Source organism: Vibrio sp. V43_P6S15P86, from assembly GCF_009904725.1.
In the GTDB taxonomy this organism is placed as follows: domain Bacteria; phylum Pseudomonadota; class Gammaproteobacteria; order Enterobacterales; family Vibrionaceae; genus Vibrio; species Vibrio diabolicus.
Genome location: NZ_WXWT01000251.1, coordinates 1 through 15,568, shown reverse-complemented (window position 1 = coordinate 15,568; position 15,568 = coordinate 1). Strand labels below are relative to the sequence as shown.

Below are 15,568 nucleotides of genomic sequence, written 5' to 3'. Positions count from 1 at the left end.
GGCGTTATGCGTTTACGAGGAAATTATGGCATCAGAAGTACAAAATTGGTTATCAGGTAAATTAGAAAACACGAGACTTGATGACGGTGTTACATATACAGCTATCGCAGACTTTTGTGTAATGTGGGCTGTGTTTGAGGGGGCTGAGTTGGCAGATGCTGACTCTGCTGTTGATGAACTCGCTTATGTGGCTTGTCGATTAGTTAAAGACCACATTGATTTTTCTGAGGAATTGGCGTTTTGGTCGAATCGATATATTGAAGAAGGTGCAACGAATAAGCCATTCGATAAACTAGGCTTTACTCATAAACCGCACATTAAACTAGTGTCGGATGTATTGTTGGGCAATCAAACAGATGCTCTAAAAGTAGCTCACGCAATATTGTTGATAGTTTATCGACTCAGAAATAACTTGTTCCACGGAAATAAGGATATTACTCAGATCCATAATCAAGTAACCAACTTAGATATGGCATCTAAGGCATTGATAAATGTTGCTACAGTCAGTGGAAGGTATGTCTTTTTGAACAACGCATAACAAACTGTTTAAGAGTGATTCGCAACGCATGGCATTTTTACTATGCGTTGCGTTTAGTGTTTAAGGTGGTATGCAGTAGCATCGGTATTGCGTTGCTCACACCTTAACAGGGCGTTAGCTTTTTAATAGCATTGGAAAAACGTAGTGGATTTAGACGTAAAATCTTTAGCAGTAGGCTCTTTAATCGGAGTATTGGTTGGTGGTGGGATTTATGGTTTCTATGTGAAAAATATGGGTGAAGCAGGCTTAGATCAGGCTATTGGATATAATCACTTATTGGAATGTACTAGCTTGCTTGGAAGTAATGACGTAGAGAAAATTGCTAGTTTCCTCAATACATTACCTCAAAAGCAACAAGATCTCGAAAAATCTGATGCAATAATGACTGCTACTGCAACTACTTTGAGCGGAGAGCTTAAATTGTCGGGCATGGGGCAACCTTTAGCACAATGTTCAAAAGCACTTTTGGAACGGTATGAAAGAATAAAAAGCTAACAAAGCGTTTAAGAGGGATTCTCAACGCTTGGCAGTTTTGTTTCAAAGTTTAGCTTTTGTGTTTATGGCACAATGTCTTAAGTTGGGTGATTTGCGTTGTTCACCCCTTAACGCGGCGTTAGGCATCTTTTCGTACCTAAGGGAGTAGGTATGTCGAAATTATTAGTTTACTTAACTGCGCTATTCTTTTTGCTCTACGGAGCTATCTTTGCTGTGTTCCCTGTAGACATGGCAAACTTAATTACAGGCTCAAGCCCCAATTCTACCTCAGCAACTATTGATTTTAGGGCTACGTATGGTGGTGCCCAGTTTGCAATCGGTCTTGCTTTGATACTCGTCCTCAAGATTAAGCAAGATGTCACTTTGGCTTTAGTTATTGTAGCTATTACATTGTTATCTATGGCGTTTGGTCGTCTAATTGGTATCTTGTTTGACGGTCAACCTAATACACTAATGTATGTTTATTTAGTTGCAGAGTTAGTTTTTGGGTTATTAGCTCTATACCTGAGAAAGTCAGAGGCACCGGTAGCCAATGCCTAACAAACTGTTCAAGAGGGATTCGCAACGCGTGGCATTTTCACTATGCGTTGGTTTTAGTGTTTAAGGTGGTATGCGGCGGCTTCGGTATTGCGTTGCTCACCCCTTAACAGGGCGTTAGCACAAAAATAATATAGACGGAGTTACATGTGAGAAAACCAAGGTTATTCATAGCTTCCTCGGCAGAAAGCTTACCCATCGCTGAGGCTGTTAATGTAAATTTAGATCACGATTTTGAAGTGACTATATGGAAAAACGGCACATTTAAGCTTTCTTCGTCAACCATTGATGATTTGGTTGAGAAATCGTCAACTGTAGATTTTGCACTATTTATATTCGCTCCTGATGATATTACTTCAATCCGAAGTCGTAATAACGTTATTTTGTATTGGTTTATTTCACCTAGTTATTGGAGTGAAGTTCACCAGCAATACCATCTCTATTCCGTGGTTGCCAGAAGTTGAATTATCACATATAGATAGGCTTATTTTCCTTTATTGGTTACTTGTAGTTTACGCATGTTTGTTTTTGCATGAAACGCAAGAAGAGAAACACAAAAGAAAACAAGTGGCGTTAGCAGCAATAGATGGAGGATCACAGCTCGTACCGAGTGCAATGACCGTCGCAGGCGCATTAGGTACTGAGAATGGTACTTGGTTTGCGTTTGGTGGACACCGACGCTCTTGGCTTAATGACTCTATTCGCTATGTAGGTGGTGGTGGGTTGGGGGTGGCTAACTTAGATCTGTATAAAAAGCTCTCCTTTGGCCCGATTGATAAGGAAATCAAATTTGGAACCAAAACATCGGTCGCAGTGCTGGCTCAAAAAGTGCAATTCCGTATTGCCGATACGCCATTAATGCTTGGTGTAAAACAAATGTTGGCGAAGTCTAAAGTGGAATCGGATAGCAAGCTGATAGATAAGGTCATGCAACTTACCCTTGGAAGTGAAGCTGTAACGTCTGGGTTAGGTGTGCTCGCTGAATACGATACTCGCGATAACCTCTTTTACCCTAGCAAAGGGTATAAAGTGGCTGCTGACTATATGATTTACGATGAGGCATTAGGCAGTGATTATAATTATCGTACTTTCAACCTTGAGGCAGAAGTCTACATTCCGATTGTGGAAAAATTGACATTAGGTTTTTGCTGGCAATTATCAACATTTCGAACAGAAAGGTTCTATGGTGTCACCGACTGCAAAGCCGTACGTTGCACTGCGGGGTGTTTCTTCATACCGTTACCAAGGTGATGAAATCGAAGCCTTGCAAGCTCAACTTATTTACAGCATCAACCATCGTTGGAAAGTGAGTGGGTTTATGGCGTGGGTCAAGCCATTCAACGTAGTCAGTCGAGTTGATACTGGTAGTGTACGTTTTCGTTATCAAATTGCTCGTCGATATGGTCTACACATAGGCATGGACTATGCGTTGAGTGACGAAGAAAGTGCTATCTACTTTAATGTAGGCAGCGGCTTTTAACCCGGCTTCTCATTTGAAAAAAGACTGCAGTTATTTCACCTCTTGCTCTGATCTAAATAAATTGAGAACCAGTACCCCTAGAACTATAGCGATAGAAATAGAGACGAATCGAGTCATTTGAGCAGAAAATGATTCGATGCCCGTATTGTTAATAATCTGGTAAGTCAGCACAGTGAAGTTAGTAAAAAGCAATTGATAGATGGTTAAGTGTGTCTGTCGACGTATTGCAAAACACGCTAGTTGCAGGCCACAAAAGATGGTAACGCCAAGTACAACGTAAGTAGGTGCACCTGTGGCTACTGCAAGCATGCATGGAATAGTAAACAAGATCCCTAGGCTTGTAGTGATAATTCGATACCGCCCAAAGGAATGACTGTCTTGATTAACTGGGTGCTTAATCATGCTGCCAAATGTTATTGCGATCAATAGCGTTTGAGAGCTTCCAGATGATATTAGCGCGTACAAAACAACACACAATGCGGTTGCTTTAAAGACGATAAGCCCGATATGTTCGTTTGCACCATCAAGAGTGGTTTGGTCTGGTTGTATATCTTTTTCGTCCCCAGGGAATAGCCAAAAGCTAATATATGTGGCAACCAACGCAACAATGAAACTAGTAAATAAGACCCATGGCAACCCCTCAAGCGACAACCCCACTTGTTGGCTTGTGACCACGATAATCAATACAACAATCAAAGTGAGTGTCGAAACGATGTCTTTGGGATCGCGATGACTTCGGTAATAACTCCAACAGAGAAGTGACCAAGTAAACAGTAAGAAGCCACTAGGGGAGCTCATGAGCGCTCCTGCTAAAGTCACGATGCCAAAGCTGAGAAGTGAGAGTATTACCAGCAATTTCAACATCATTTTGAACGGGGGCTTAGATGGCATCAGTGTTAGAAAAATCACAACGAATATTGGCACGATAAAGGGAGTAGGCGCACCTGAATACTGTAAGTAAAACAGTAAAAGAATCGGAGTGAAAACCAATCTAATGATTGGATTTGCTGAACTATGAAACATAAGTCCAGATACTCAACACTCTCATCCAGAAAGAGGCCAGCCACTCTCCAAAGGTACTTTGCTCAGTTAAAAAAGCGACCGTTGCTTTCGAACCATAACGTACGTTTTCGGGAATATCTCCGCCTTCAAAAACAATATTTACAGGATAGCGCTGTGCGTTTAAGGAATTATTGTCTGCAACCAAAAAGCCAGTTGTCGGATCGACGTCGTTACTGCCACCAGTACCCCAACCAATGCTTTCTACTCGCCCTTCAAACACTCTGCCAGGTAAAGCATCCAACACAATCTTTGTTTTTTGTCCCGCACGAACATGCTCGAGTGAGTTTTCGCGAACAAGCGCTGATACCCACACGCCTCTCGGATCAATGAAAGTGACAAGAGGTGATCCAGTTGTCGCTTTTTGCCCAACAGTGAGTTGTAAGTTAGAAACGATCCCCTTTGATGGAGCAATCACTTTCGTCCGTTGTAAGTCGAGTTGCGCTTTTTCAAGATTTGCTATAGCTGCGAGAATCTGGGGATTATCTTGCCCTTCGGGGCCAAGATTATGCTTGGCTTGAGCTAAGGACGCTTCTGCTGCCTCTAATGTGGCTTGAGCTCGTGCTTTGGCTTCGATGGCGTTGTCTAGCTCAGATTTACTCAATACCCCTTTTGCGGCGAGCTCGGTTACGCGAGCTGCTTGTTCTCTTGCGTTGTCACGAGCTGCGAGTGATTCAATGACCTTAGCTTGTGCCACTTCAACAGCCGCGGTGTTGGCTCCAATGTTTTGACCAGCAATGGCTAAGTTTGCTTCGGCTGAACGCAGATTAATTTGATAATCTCTTGGATCAATTTCGAAAAGCACATCACCAGCATTGACGACTTGATTATTGCGAACATGGATTTCAGTTAGGTTCCCCGAAACCTCTGGAGTAATACGGACAAGATAAGAATGAATCCGAGCGGTGCCAGTGATTGGTGTTACTCGATCAGCCCACAAGCTATATAGCCAAACCAAAAAAACGAGGCCAATAATAATAAAGCTTAACTTTCTGGAAGATGATTCCGCTTTAGACATCCAATTCTCTCTTGTTACAATACGTTAGATAAACAATGTTACAACATGTGACATAAACAATGCTTCCAAAAAATCAACTATTTGTCGATAAGGTTATAGGATTGTTCCGAAGGTGCCATTTAGAGAGGCTGAAGCATGCTAAACGAACTTTCCAATCACGTTGGCTAACATCGCCAATAAAAAGGGGCGATACTTCGCCCCTCAGATCGTCCATCAGGTTTTTGATTTGTGATTATCTCTTTGCGCTGTAGAGAGAAATCAACTTAGACTTTCTGTTACAACTGGCTTGTTACTTCGCTTAGCAATCCAGTACGCAACGCTACCCCAAAGCACGGTGAGTGCCCAAAGCGCCGTCCAATGTGGAGCGACTTGTTGCCAGGTTGCCCCCATTTGGTTTAGCGCTAAGAAAGCTTTGATCGCCCAAGTGCTTGGGCTTAAATCAGCAATCCATAGTAAGGGAGTAGGTATGGCTTCAATCGGCCAAATAAAACCCGCCAAGAAAATGAGCGGCATAGAGCTCACTAAGACGACTAAGGTGACCAGTTCACGCCGAGGTAAAAAGTAACCCAACCAGAAGCCTAGTCCGCAGCAACCTAAAAAGAACGGGAACAACATGGCCAGTAGTTCGCCCGCGTTGGCAATATGGTTTACGCTTAAACGTTCGAAGCTAAAACCAAAATAATAGGCGCCGAGTAAATAATAAATTGCCACAAATACTAACGTTCTCACAAGCAGCAGCGATCCCGTTGATACTTGAGACCAGTAGCCACGACCATGACGCTGTGTTCCCGTTTGTAATCCAACCGCCATGATCAACGTTTGTTGTAAAATCAGAACAAATACTGCCGGCACTACGTATTCGATGTAACCCATGGTTGGGTTGAACGTCGGTTTAATATTAAGCTTAATAGCAGAGTAATTATGGCTAGCCATACTCATGGGCACACCATCTATCACCATTTTACTGACTTTCACTTGGGCCCCTAATGTGCCTCCCGCTTGGGCCAATCCTTCTACCACGGTTCCGTACACGAGAAAATACGAGGCGTCCGCAGCGTAGGCCAGAGTCGGGCTTTTACCTAGCATTAGGTCTTTGTAAAAGTGTTCCGGTATGACTAAAAAACCGGTGATCTCTCGTTGTAAAAATGCTTGCTTTGCATCGGCAATCGTATGAAGTCGAGTGACTACGTTGACTTGCGGAGTGGCATCAACCATACGTTCCAGCTTTAAACTCGTCTGACTACCATCTAGATTAACAATCGCGATTGGTTGTTCACGAGGCGTTTGTTGTGCATAAGGCAAAGGGTATAAAAACGAGTAAAATACGACCCCACCAAACACGGTCAACGTAACGACTGGATTGGTTAGAACGGCCTTAAGTTCCGCTTTAATCAGTTGCCACAATGTCATACCGCCTCCTTCGCTTGGCGTGTTGATGAAGCTGTTCGATGTTTACCCATCAAGGCTGCGGTAATGAGCAGGGGCACAACGTAACCAATCATAGGCCATAGCGAGCTTAAAGATTGTGCGGCCGATGCTCCATAGCTTGCTTGACTCACTTGTACTTCAATGTAATGGGTAATCGGCAATAATGAACGCCATGCATAAGCGAGCGTGTTCATGTCAGAAACTGGGAATGTAATTCCCATGAACGCGAAACTTGGAGCCGTAAACGCGCCAGCAAAACTCATCGCACGTGCAGGATCCATCGACAAGAAGAAGAACAACGCTCCCATAATGATACAGGCGATAACCGTCGCCAATTGTGCTAGTAGCATAACCACAAAACTGCCTTCCATTGGCCAATCAAGCACGGAATAAAACCAGTACAAGAACAACGCACCTTGCGCCATAAAGACCGGAATGTACTGACTTAATAGGGTAGTGAGCCTGGCGTATGGCTTTTCGCCCAAAAATGCAAAGCTATTCTTTCGACCATAAATGCGAAAGTGCGCGGCAAGAATCAAAATAGTGCTTACTACAATACATATTTGCCAAATGGCTGGCACGATAGCCGTTACCAAAAATTGAGCGTAGTTATTGTTACGGTTAAATAATGCGGTTATTTGTGTCGACACGGGTACAGCCTGTCCAGCCGCTGCTAACGTTGTGGTGTTACCCTTAGCCAAGTTGCCCATTACTTCAACCTGAGCGTCGAAATAGCCTTGTGCTTGCGCAACGGCAGAGTTGATCAGTTTCGCTACCAAAATGTACTGACTGTTGTAAAAGACAGAAAGTTGAGGTTGGCGGTGCTGGAGAATATCTTGGTCGAACTTAGATGGGATGACCGCGTAAGCGTAGATATCGCCTTCAATCATCGCATTTTTTGCTTCGCTTGCACTGGTGTAGTGATAGTTAACAGCCAGACTCGACGACGCATCCAAAGATTGAATGAGCTTTCGAGAAAGTTGGGAATGTTGTAGATCAACCACACCGATTGGCAGATCCCGGGCAATGCCCGCAGAGAACACTCCCCAAATCATCATCGCGAGCAAAATCGGTATCCAAGTAAGGCACGAAAGCAACCACTTGTCTCGTCGTAAGATATGCCGCTGTGAAATCTTAATCGTCATAGCATTAACCTAGTGGTTGTGATTAAAGTTCAACGACAACACTCATTCCCATACGCAGTTCAGGTTCGGGTTGAGCTGGACGAGCTTCTACTTCAAAGGTACGAAGATCAAAACCTTGAGAAGCATCGGTTGCTCTCCACGTTGCAAAGTCACCCATAACGGCAACATGCGTTACTTTGAACTCAACATTTTTATTTAAGGCAGGCAAATAGGCATCAAAGGTTGCTCCTTTTGTAAAGTGTTGAAGGTAATCTTCACGCACATTAAGTGCCGCCCAGGCATCTTCTGTATCTATCACAGTAACAACCGGGAAGCCCTGAGGTGCTAATTCACCACTTTGAAGTAGAACTTGAGAGACTTCGCCGTCGAACCAGCTGTAGATCTGAGTATCTTTCGCATACGCTTCTACTTCGGCTACCGCACCTGATGCCATGCGCGCTTTTTCCGCCGCAGCCACTTTGGTTTCACTTCTGGCGCCTTCTTTTGCCATTTCATACATTTGAAACGCGGCACTTTCTGTGTATTTCGCTGCTTGCCATTGAGTTAAAGCTTCATCGCGTTTTTGTTCTGCAACCACGCCATCGTTATAAAGGTTATTCACACGATTGTAGGTTTTTTCCATTAAATTCGCAGCGGCTTTGGCTTTCATCCACTGATCTTTTGCTGCTTGGATTTGTTGCTCACGTGCGCCTTTCTCAGCTTCTTGAGCTAAGGCGTCCGCCGCTTTTTCACCTGCTTTCGCTTGTTCTAACTTCGCTTCAATTTCAGGACTATGAAGGGTAAAAATAAGCTGACCTTTCTCTACATCGTCGCCTTTACGTACCATTACCTCATCAATACGCCCTGGGACTTTTGAGGAAATGCTGTATTGCTGGGCTTCAATTAATCCCTGTAAGCGGATCGGTTCCGGTTGATAGGCTTGGTAAAATTGATACCCAACCCAAGAGGCAACACCCAAAGCACAAAGTGAGAGTAAAACGGGTTTTAGTGATTTAGCTGCCATGATTTATTTCACCTCTTTGGATGTTGAAGCAGGGATATAAGCGGTATTTTGATATTGTTCGAAGCTGTTCATTTCACTGCTCAATGCGAGTAGCTTGGTTAAAGATATTAAATAGCGGAAACGCGCCGCTGAACGTTGTGTTTCTATACTCGCGACATAAAGTTGTGCATCCACAACATCCAGAGAAGACGACAGACCCTGAGTAAATGCTTTTTCACGCAAGCGCAGATTTTCGTTAGAGAGTTCAATGCTAGATGCGAGCCCTTGTACTTCATCAATGGCTTGCTGAGCCTCCAAGTATGTCTTTTGTACTAGCAGCGATAAATCTTGTTTGGCTTGGGACTTTAATGAATCGACCTGCGAGACGACGCTTTGAGCGGCTTTGACTTTTTCGCTTCGCCCTGTTGATTCAATCAGTGGAATGCTGACACCAACACCAACTAACCAGTCAGGCTTCATTTGGCTTGCGAGAGAATCGTCTTCATACAAGCTGTAGTCGCCGTAAAGGTAAACTTCAGGGTAGTATTTCCCTTTTTCTGCTTTGATTAAGCTAGAGGCTTGTTTGTGTTTAGCGCTCAGAAGTTCTAACCCCGGATAGGTAAGCAGCGTTTGATCGACAAAAGCAGTAAGAGGGGGAAGACTGTCGTTGATAAACAAAGATTCAGCGGGCTCTACGGCATCATCTTGCGCGAGTAATTTACCTAATGCAGCCTGAGCGATACTCAAATCGCTGGCAGCTTTACGTGTTTCTACAGATGCTTTATCTAAAGAAGCCTCGGCTTGCAGGCGCTCAACGTGCGCGATTTGTCCTTGCTCTTCAAGCTTAATGGCAAAATCTCGATGCTTTTTTAGCCCTGCTTCAACCGCTTGCCGCGTTGCGAGTACTTCCTTTGCCAGCACGACAGAAAAGTAGTACTTCGATAAATCTTCAAAACGCGCTTGTTGTTCCATTAGAAGCTGACTTTTCGCCTCATCCGTTTTGCCTTCTGCTGCTGATTGAGCCGCAGAAATTCGACCACCAGTAAAAATTGGCCAAATCGCACGAATAGACGAAGAGAAAATATCGCGCTCGGTTATGGTCGAAGTGGTATTAGCTAAGGCACCAAAAATAGGCTGAAAAGCAGGAGGTACGTTAATGTGTGCTCCTGTGCTGTCTAGGATCTGTTTTCCCGACAGCGTGATATCGGTATCTAAACGCGTGTAATTCGCGCCAATGGTAACTTGAGGTAAGTTGAGATTGCTGGTGGCACTCTCTTGGTATTGGTAGTTCTCGACGTTTGAGCGTTGAGCTTTGAGAGAATAGTTGTTTTCTAGCAATAGCTGCCATGCGGTATCAAAAGTGATCGGTGCCGCATGACAGGCAAGGGAAATCGAGCTGCTAAGTAAGCCCAATATCCAAAACTTTCCTGTTTTTTTCATAATGGCTGCTTTGTCGTAGAGTATTAGCTCTAATATAAAGGATTCGTAACTGCGTGTTAAGTAGGAGGGAAAATTGGGCAGTAGTATGCGCCCAGTTATGTTTGTGCTGGGCGCGGGAGATGTTACAAGTTTACTTCGTATATGGACAGTGAAACTCTGCTCTCCACTCAAGCTGACGAGAACCTCGCATCGTATTCAATAGGTCTTTTCCACTCATTTGAGGGAACGATAACAGGACCTTGAGATCAGAAGTACCGCCTCCGTTTTTTTCATAAGCCCTGACGTGTGTAAACGTTGAATACATATTCTCTGACAGCATGGCCTTATTCAGGCATATTCCAAAGGTATCGCGTTCCATGTTTGGTGTTCCTTCTAACTATAAATGCACCTCTGTTTATAGTTTTCCAGTTTTCAGATGGTGTCTAAGTGTTTGCCATGTAGTCAGTATTTGTGTTTTGTTTTATTTTTGTCCAAATCACTGACATCAATGTTGAGCTTTTAATAGACTTCCAGCTTCACTGCTTTCTAACCGAAACTCTCAATGATTTCGTTGATTAAAAATTATACGTTGGAAAGTCTAAAAACGCCTCAAAAACCGCTAAAATCGATGTGATCACGATCATGTTTTAAAGGGCAATTTATGTATGGAATTGAGTATCAGAGAGGAATGCTAAATTTGGTGAATGGTTGTAATTTTATGTTTCAGCTCGTCGATTAATTAACCGTAAACTCTGCGGTTTGCTTGTTTTCCTCACAGATTTATCACCGCAACAAAGCCATGCTGTTAACTGAGTGTTAACGTAATCGCTTGGGAGTGAATCATAAGGATGTATCAATGAGTTGGAAAACGATCAGCTTTCGTAAGCGAATGCTCATTATTATGATGCTGTCGGGGTTGATAGAGCTTTTATTGCTTGTCGCTGCAGGATTCACTTATCTCAAAATCAATCAAGAGCAAGAAATGGGAGAAAAAGCACTGGGTGTTGCCCGCTTTTTAGCAGACTCCGCCGTTGTTCGCGAAATGGTCGCAACCCAAAATCCTCAGTCATACCAACTTCGTTTCCGAGAATTAACCGAAGCCATCGGTGCTGCATTCATCGTTATTGGCGACCATAAGGGAGTGCGCTTAATTCACCCCGTTGATGAGCGGTTGGGTAAACCAATGAGAGGTGGCGACAATCGTCGAGCGCTAGAGCAGGGGTTGTCTTATGTTTCGACGGCACAGGGGTCGTTAGGTTATTCAGTTCGTGGTAAAGCCGCGATTTTTGACGAGCAAGGGAACATCATTGGTGTGGTTTCGGTTGGCTATTTGCTCGACCGGCTGCAAGACCGCATCGAGCCATTTTTGGTTTTTTTGATCTTCATGGTCATCGTAGTTGTTGTCGCTAATGCCATCGTATCCAATTATGCGTCGAGAAAGTTTCAGCGCGCCATTTTGGGGTTCGAGCCTGAAGAGATAGGGCGGTTGTACGGCGAATTAGAAGTGACGATGAGTACCATTAAAGAGGGCGTGTTAAGTATTGATGCCCAAGGGATACTTCGCTCGATCAATCGTAGCGCCTGTCAGATTCTCGGTATTGATAGAGAGGCAGCTCTTAATAAACCGTTGACTGAGACGTTACGCGATAGTGACTTATATACGGTGCTAGAAACCGGACAGGAAGATCATGATATTGAGATATTCCTTGATCATAAACGTCTGATCGCAAACCGTTCGCCAATTTATGTGGATGGAAAAATAGTGGGGGCAGTATCGAGTTTCCGTTTAAGGGATGAAATCAACGACCTAACCGAGCAGTTATCACAAACCAAAGAATATGCAGATTTATTACGTTCGCAAACCCATGAGCATCGAAATAAGCTAAACACCATTAGCGGGTTAGTTCAGATGGGTGAGCTGGATGCCGTACAAAAGTTAATTGGGCAAGAAACCGCACACTATCAAGCGATGATCGAATTTTTAAGAGACACCGTTAAAGACCCGTTAATTGCTGGTATGTTGCTTGGAAAAACTGAACGTGCTCGCGAGTTAGGCTTACAGCTGGTGGTTGAAGAAGGCAGCCGTTTGGAGCCTCTGCCTGAGTGGCTAAATTCGGAAGACCTTGTCACCATTCTGGGCAACTTAATTGATAATGCTTTCGATGCAACGTTAACCTCGATTCGTGATGAATCGAATGTCGCATCGGAGCGCAGAAATATCGATGTGTCAGTGAGCGATTACGGAAATGAAGTGATACTTGAGGTGATAGATCAAGGCTGTGGTTTACCAAGCGATATAGAGCCGCAGGCGCTATTTAAAAAAGGGGTGTCGACGAAATCTCGTCAAAATCGGGGGGTAGGATTGCATCTTGTCAACCAGTTGGCTACTCGATATCACGGCCATGTTGAGATGATGCCCAACACAAATTATGGAACAAGAATAACGGTGTATTTACCCAAGGAAGAACAATTATGAGTATGGCGACTCGCGTAATGATCATTGAAGATGATCTGGCTATTGCTGAGCTGCACCACAAATACTTGAGCCAATTGGCAGGTTTGGAAGTGGTCGGCATTGCGACCACGAGAATGGAAGCGGAAATGCAACTCGATATTCTTAAGCCAGACCTGTTGTTGATGGATGTATACCTTCCTGATGGAACAGGGCTTGAAATACTCAATACATTACGTGCGAACAACCAAACGTGTGATGTCATTTTGATTACCGCGGCAAGGGATGTCGATACGCTACAACAGGCAATGAGAGGGGGTGTCGTTGATTACCTACTCAAACCAGTGATGTTTCCACGCTTAGATGCCGCACTGAAAAAGTATGTGTCCCAACGCCAACAACTAGACATCGTAGAGAGTTTGGATCAGAACCTCGTTGATAAAATGCTGCAGTCTCACGCCAATCAAGACAACTTGCCGAACCGATTACCAAAAGGGATTGATGGTGTAACCTTAGATAAGATCAGAGAGTTGTTCCCAAATGATAGTGTGCTGACCGCTGATGAGGCAGGCGAAAAGATTGGTGCGAGCCGAACAACGGCAAGGCGCTATTTGGAGTATCTGATCAGCACTGGTGAACTAGAGGCTGATTTAAACTATGGGTCGGTAGGTAGGCCGGAAAGGTGCTATAAAAAAGTGACACGGTAGCGTTTATATTGATGCTCTATGCAAAATGAAAAGCGATGGCTTGTTGTAGAAACCATCGCTTTACAAATTACTGCTGTTCCGCTCTAAGAGGTTAGAAGTTGTATTTTAACTTCGCCTCGATAGAGCGCTCAGCGCCAAACCAACAGTTATTTTTGTCGTAACAAGAATAGTATTCTTTATCGAATAGATTGCTTGCAGAAAGCGTGACGCTAGCCCCTTTCATTGATTCAGATACCGTTGAGAAATCGTAACTTGCTGCCAAATCAAACAAGGTGTAGTCCGGTACTTTTTGACTATTCTGTGCATCAATTTGTGCTTCTCCGACATAGCGAACGCCAGCACTGGTACGAAGGCCTGAAAGATTTCCTTCAAAGAAGTAATTTGCCCATAGAGAGGCCGTTTGCTCAGGTACCCAAACCGGCGTTTTACCTTCTTGGTTGTAATAACTGTCCTCGGTAATCTCCATATCGGTATATGTATAGCCTAGAGTGAAATCAGCTTGTGCTGTGGCTTGCCATTTTGCCTCAAGTTCAATACCTTGTGATACCACTTCGCCCGCTTGATAGTTCGGTGCATAAGGATTATTCGGATCGGTCAAGATCGCGTTTTTCTTCGTAATATGGAAGAGTGCTAAGTTACCTGAGATATCACCAGATAATGGGGCGTATTTAAAGCCTAACTCCCATTGATGACCGGTTGATGGCTCAAATGCTTTACCAGAAGAGTCGGCACCCGCAATTGGCTCAAAACTTTCCGAGTAAGTAAGATATGGCGAGAGACCAAAGTCTAGCTCATACAAACCACCGACTCGGAAAGATACGTTGGTATCGTCTAACTCTTCCTTGCTGTTGGATACTGCTCCTAGATAATCGCTAACGGCGTCTGTATTTGAATCGTATTTATCCCAACGAAGACCTGCAATCATTACAAGTTGGTCGTAACGAACTTGATCTTGGAAATAAACGCCAATCTGCTTCGTTTTGATATCTAAGTTTTGTTTGTATTGGAAATTCAGTGCATTACGATCAATGCTGTTGTGGTCAGGATTAAAAATGTCCTGAGTTAGCGAATACCCAAGCGTGTCTTTGTATTTTACATCTGAGTCTAGATACTGATAATCAAGCCCGAACAATAAGTTATGTTCAAAATTTCCTGTTTTAACGTAGCCAGATAGTTGGTTGTCAATCACAAAGGATTTGGACTTTTCATCGGTTAAATAGGCATTTCGACCAACGGTACGGTTATCCGCTTCAAGTGCACCGTTATATGTGTTTTCCTGATAGGCATCGGCGGTCATGTAGCGGGCATTCTGTAGAAATTGCCAATTGTTGTTAAAGTCGTGTTGGACTTTGTAACCCATCATCAGAACTTCGCGTTCGTAAGTGTTCCAGTCCTCATCCCCCAAATAAGTGCTTGGTGACATCGAGCCAAGTGGGTTTTTAATCACTGAGCCAGACGCAGGCACAGTCGTGTAGATACCTGCTGATGGATCATTTTGATAGTAAACATTCACGTTCACTAATGTGCTTTCTGTCGCTTGCCAATTGAAAGATGGGGCGAGTACATAACGTTCGTCTTCAGACGTATCGGCTTGACCATCTCGCTGTTTTGCCAGGCCTACAATACGGTAATCCACATTAGAATCACCAATTTGTCCTGTGGTGTCGAACGTTAGTTCTTTTAGGCTGTTAGTCCCAGTACTAATCGAGACAGAGTGCGAGGGTGTTGACTGAGGCGCCTTGACGATAATGTTGACCATACCTCCTGGTGGAATATTGCCGTAAAGAACAGACGTTGGCCCTTTAAAAACCTCGATTTGCTCAAGAGCAACGGAATCGACCTGCGGTTGAAGGTTCCAACCGTTGTACAGCAAAGGAAGACCATCATAAAAGTTGGTGTAGTTAATAAAACCACGAATATTGAATAGGTCAAGTCGGGAAACGGCACCGCCACGCAATTCTGTATTTACGCCAGGCGCGTAACGCAATGCTTCGCTCACCGAGTTTACGCCGCGCAGGTCCATGTCATCTTTAGTGATTACCGTGATCGCTTGCGGTGTTTCCTCCGGTTCTAAAACGGTTTTAGTTGCGGTGTTTCGGTATGTTTCTCCTAGCACCGTAATCGTTTCGTGTTGGGATACGCTTTCAGTCGCATTGGCGTGGCCAGCGAGCAATGCGGATACGACGATAGCAACCGCTGAACGATGAAATCGAATCGGACTTTCCATATTTATAAATTCCACTACTTTTTCTATTTATTGATAATGATTGTTATTTGTATTCTATATTCAAAGAAATAGGAAAAGTTA

At 43.9% G+C, this 15,568-nt stretch carries 14 protein-coding genes and 1 pseudogene; 7 read left to right on the top strand and 8 right to left on the bottom strand.

Annotation, left to right across the window (positions count from 1 at the left end):
* From CAG69_RS11380 to CAG69_RS11350, 5 genes and pseudogenes are all read left to right on the top strand, one after another.
* A partial coding sequence (locus tag CAG69_RS11380; RefSeq protein ID WP_237668066.1) for a hypothetical protein occupies positions 1-538 on the top strand: 538 nt, incomplete at its 5' end.
* A gap of 144 nt (positions 539-682) precedes the next feature.
* A complete protein-coding gene (locus CAG69_RS11370) occupies positions 683-1,033 on the top strand; it encodes a hypothetical protein (protein ID WP_161444229.1) in 351 nt (116 codons plus the stop codon).
* Positions 1,034-1,183: 150 nt separating this feature from the next.
* Entirely contained in the window at positions 1,184-1,573 is a 390-nt protein-coding gene (locus tag CAG69_RS11365; protein WP_161444227.1) for a DUF4345 domain-containing protein, read from the top strand.
* Positions 1,574-1,719: 146 nt separating this feature from the next.
* A complete protein-coding gene (locus CAG69_RS11355; RefSeq protein WP_282136928.1) occupies positions 1,720-2,034 on the top strand; it encodes a TIR domain-containing protein in 315 nt (104 codons plus the stop codon).
* A gap of 52 nt (positions 2,035-2,086) precedes the next feature.
* A pseudogene (locus CAG69_RS11350) lies at positions 2,087-3,050 on the top strand (BamA/TamA family outer membrane protein); the annotation flags it as partial.
* Between the two features lie 30 nt (positions 3,051-3,080).
* On the opposite strand, the gene CAG69_RS11345 reads toward CAG69_RS11350, so the two are convergent.
* The 7 genes from CAG69_RS11345 to CAG69_RS11315 form a co-directional block, all read right to left on the bottom strand.
* Positions 3,081-4,073, bottom strand: coding sequence for a DUF2955 domain-containing protein (locus CAG69_RS11345; protein WP_161444226.1), 993 nt, complete (start codon positions 4,071-4,073; stop codon positions 3,081-3,083).
* On the bottom strand, positions 4,063-5,127 hold the full coding sequence (locus CAG69_RS11340) for an HlyD family secretion protein (RefSeq protein WP_161444224.1): 1,065 nt from the start codon (positions 5,125-5,127) through the stop codon (positions 4,063-4,065). Before CAG69_RS11340 ends, CAG69_RS11345 begins: the two co-directional genes overlap by 11 nt.
* A 258-nt stretch (positions 5,128-5,385) precedes the next feature.
* Positions 5,386-6,537 carry an ABC transporter permease gene (locus tag CAG69_RS11335; RefSeq protein WP_161444222.1) on the bottom strand — a complete coding sequence of 384 codons (1,152 nt, stop codon included), beginning with the start codon at positions 6,535-6,537 and terminating at the stop codon, positions 5,386-5,388.
* Positions 6,534-7,700 (bottom strand): ABC transporter permease, encoded by a 1,167-nt coding sequence (locus CAG69_RS11330; protein ID WP_161444220.1) that lies wholly within the window; start codon positions 7,698-7,700, stop codon positions 6,534-6,536. Before CAG69_RS11330 ends, CAG69_RS11335 begins: the two co-directional genes overlap by 4 nt.
* A 22-nt stretch (positions 7,701-7,722) precedes the next feature.
* A complete protein-coding gene (locus CAG69_RS11325; protein WP_161444219.1) occupies positions 7,723-8,703 on the bottom strand; it encodes an HlyD family secretion protein in 981 nt (326 codons plus the stop codon).
* 3 nt (positions 8,704-8,706) lie between these two features.
* Positions 8,707-10,122: a TolC family protein gene (locus tag CAG69_RS11320; RefSeq protein ID WP_161444217.1), complete on the bottom strand. Its 1,416-nt coding sequence runs from the start codon at positions 10,120-10,122 to the stop codon at positions 8,707-8,709.
* Between the two features lie 130 nt (positions 10,123-10,252).
* Positions 10,253-10,480, bottom strand: a complete 228-nt coding sequence (locus CAG69_RS11315) for a hypothetical protein (protein WP_005377125.1) — start codon at positions 10,478-10,480, stop codon at positions 10,253-10,255.
* Between the two features lie 477 nt (positions 10,481-10,957).
* Here CAG69_RS11315 and CAG69_RS11310 point away from each other — a divergent pair, with 477 nt between their 5' ends.
* Positions 10,958-12,577, top strand: coding sequence for an ATP-binding protein (locus CAG69_RS11310; protein WP_161444215.1), 1,620 nt, complete (start codon positions 10,958-10,960; stop codon positions 12,575-12,577).
* Entirely contained in the window at positions 12,574-13,260 is a 687-nt protein-coding gene (locus CAG69_RS11305; RefSeq protein WP_161444213.1) for a response regulator, read from the top strand. Before CAG69_RS11310 ends, CAG69_RS11305 begins: the two co-directional genes overlap by 4 nt.
* Before the next feature lie 91 nt (positions 13,261-13,351).
* On the opposite strand, the gene CAG69_RS11300 is transcribed toward CAG69_RS11305, so the two are convergent.
* Positions 13,352-15,487, bottom strand: coding sequence for a TonB-dependent siderophore receptor (locus CAG69_RS11300; protein WP_161444211.1), 2,136 nt, complete (start codon positions 15,485-15,487; stop codon positions 13,352-13,354).
* Between the last annotated feature and the right edge of the window lie 81 nt (positions 15,488-15,568).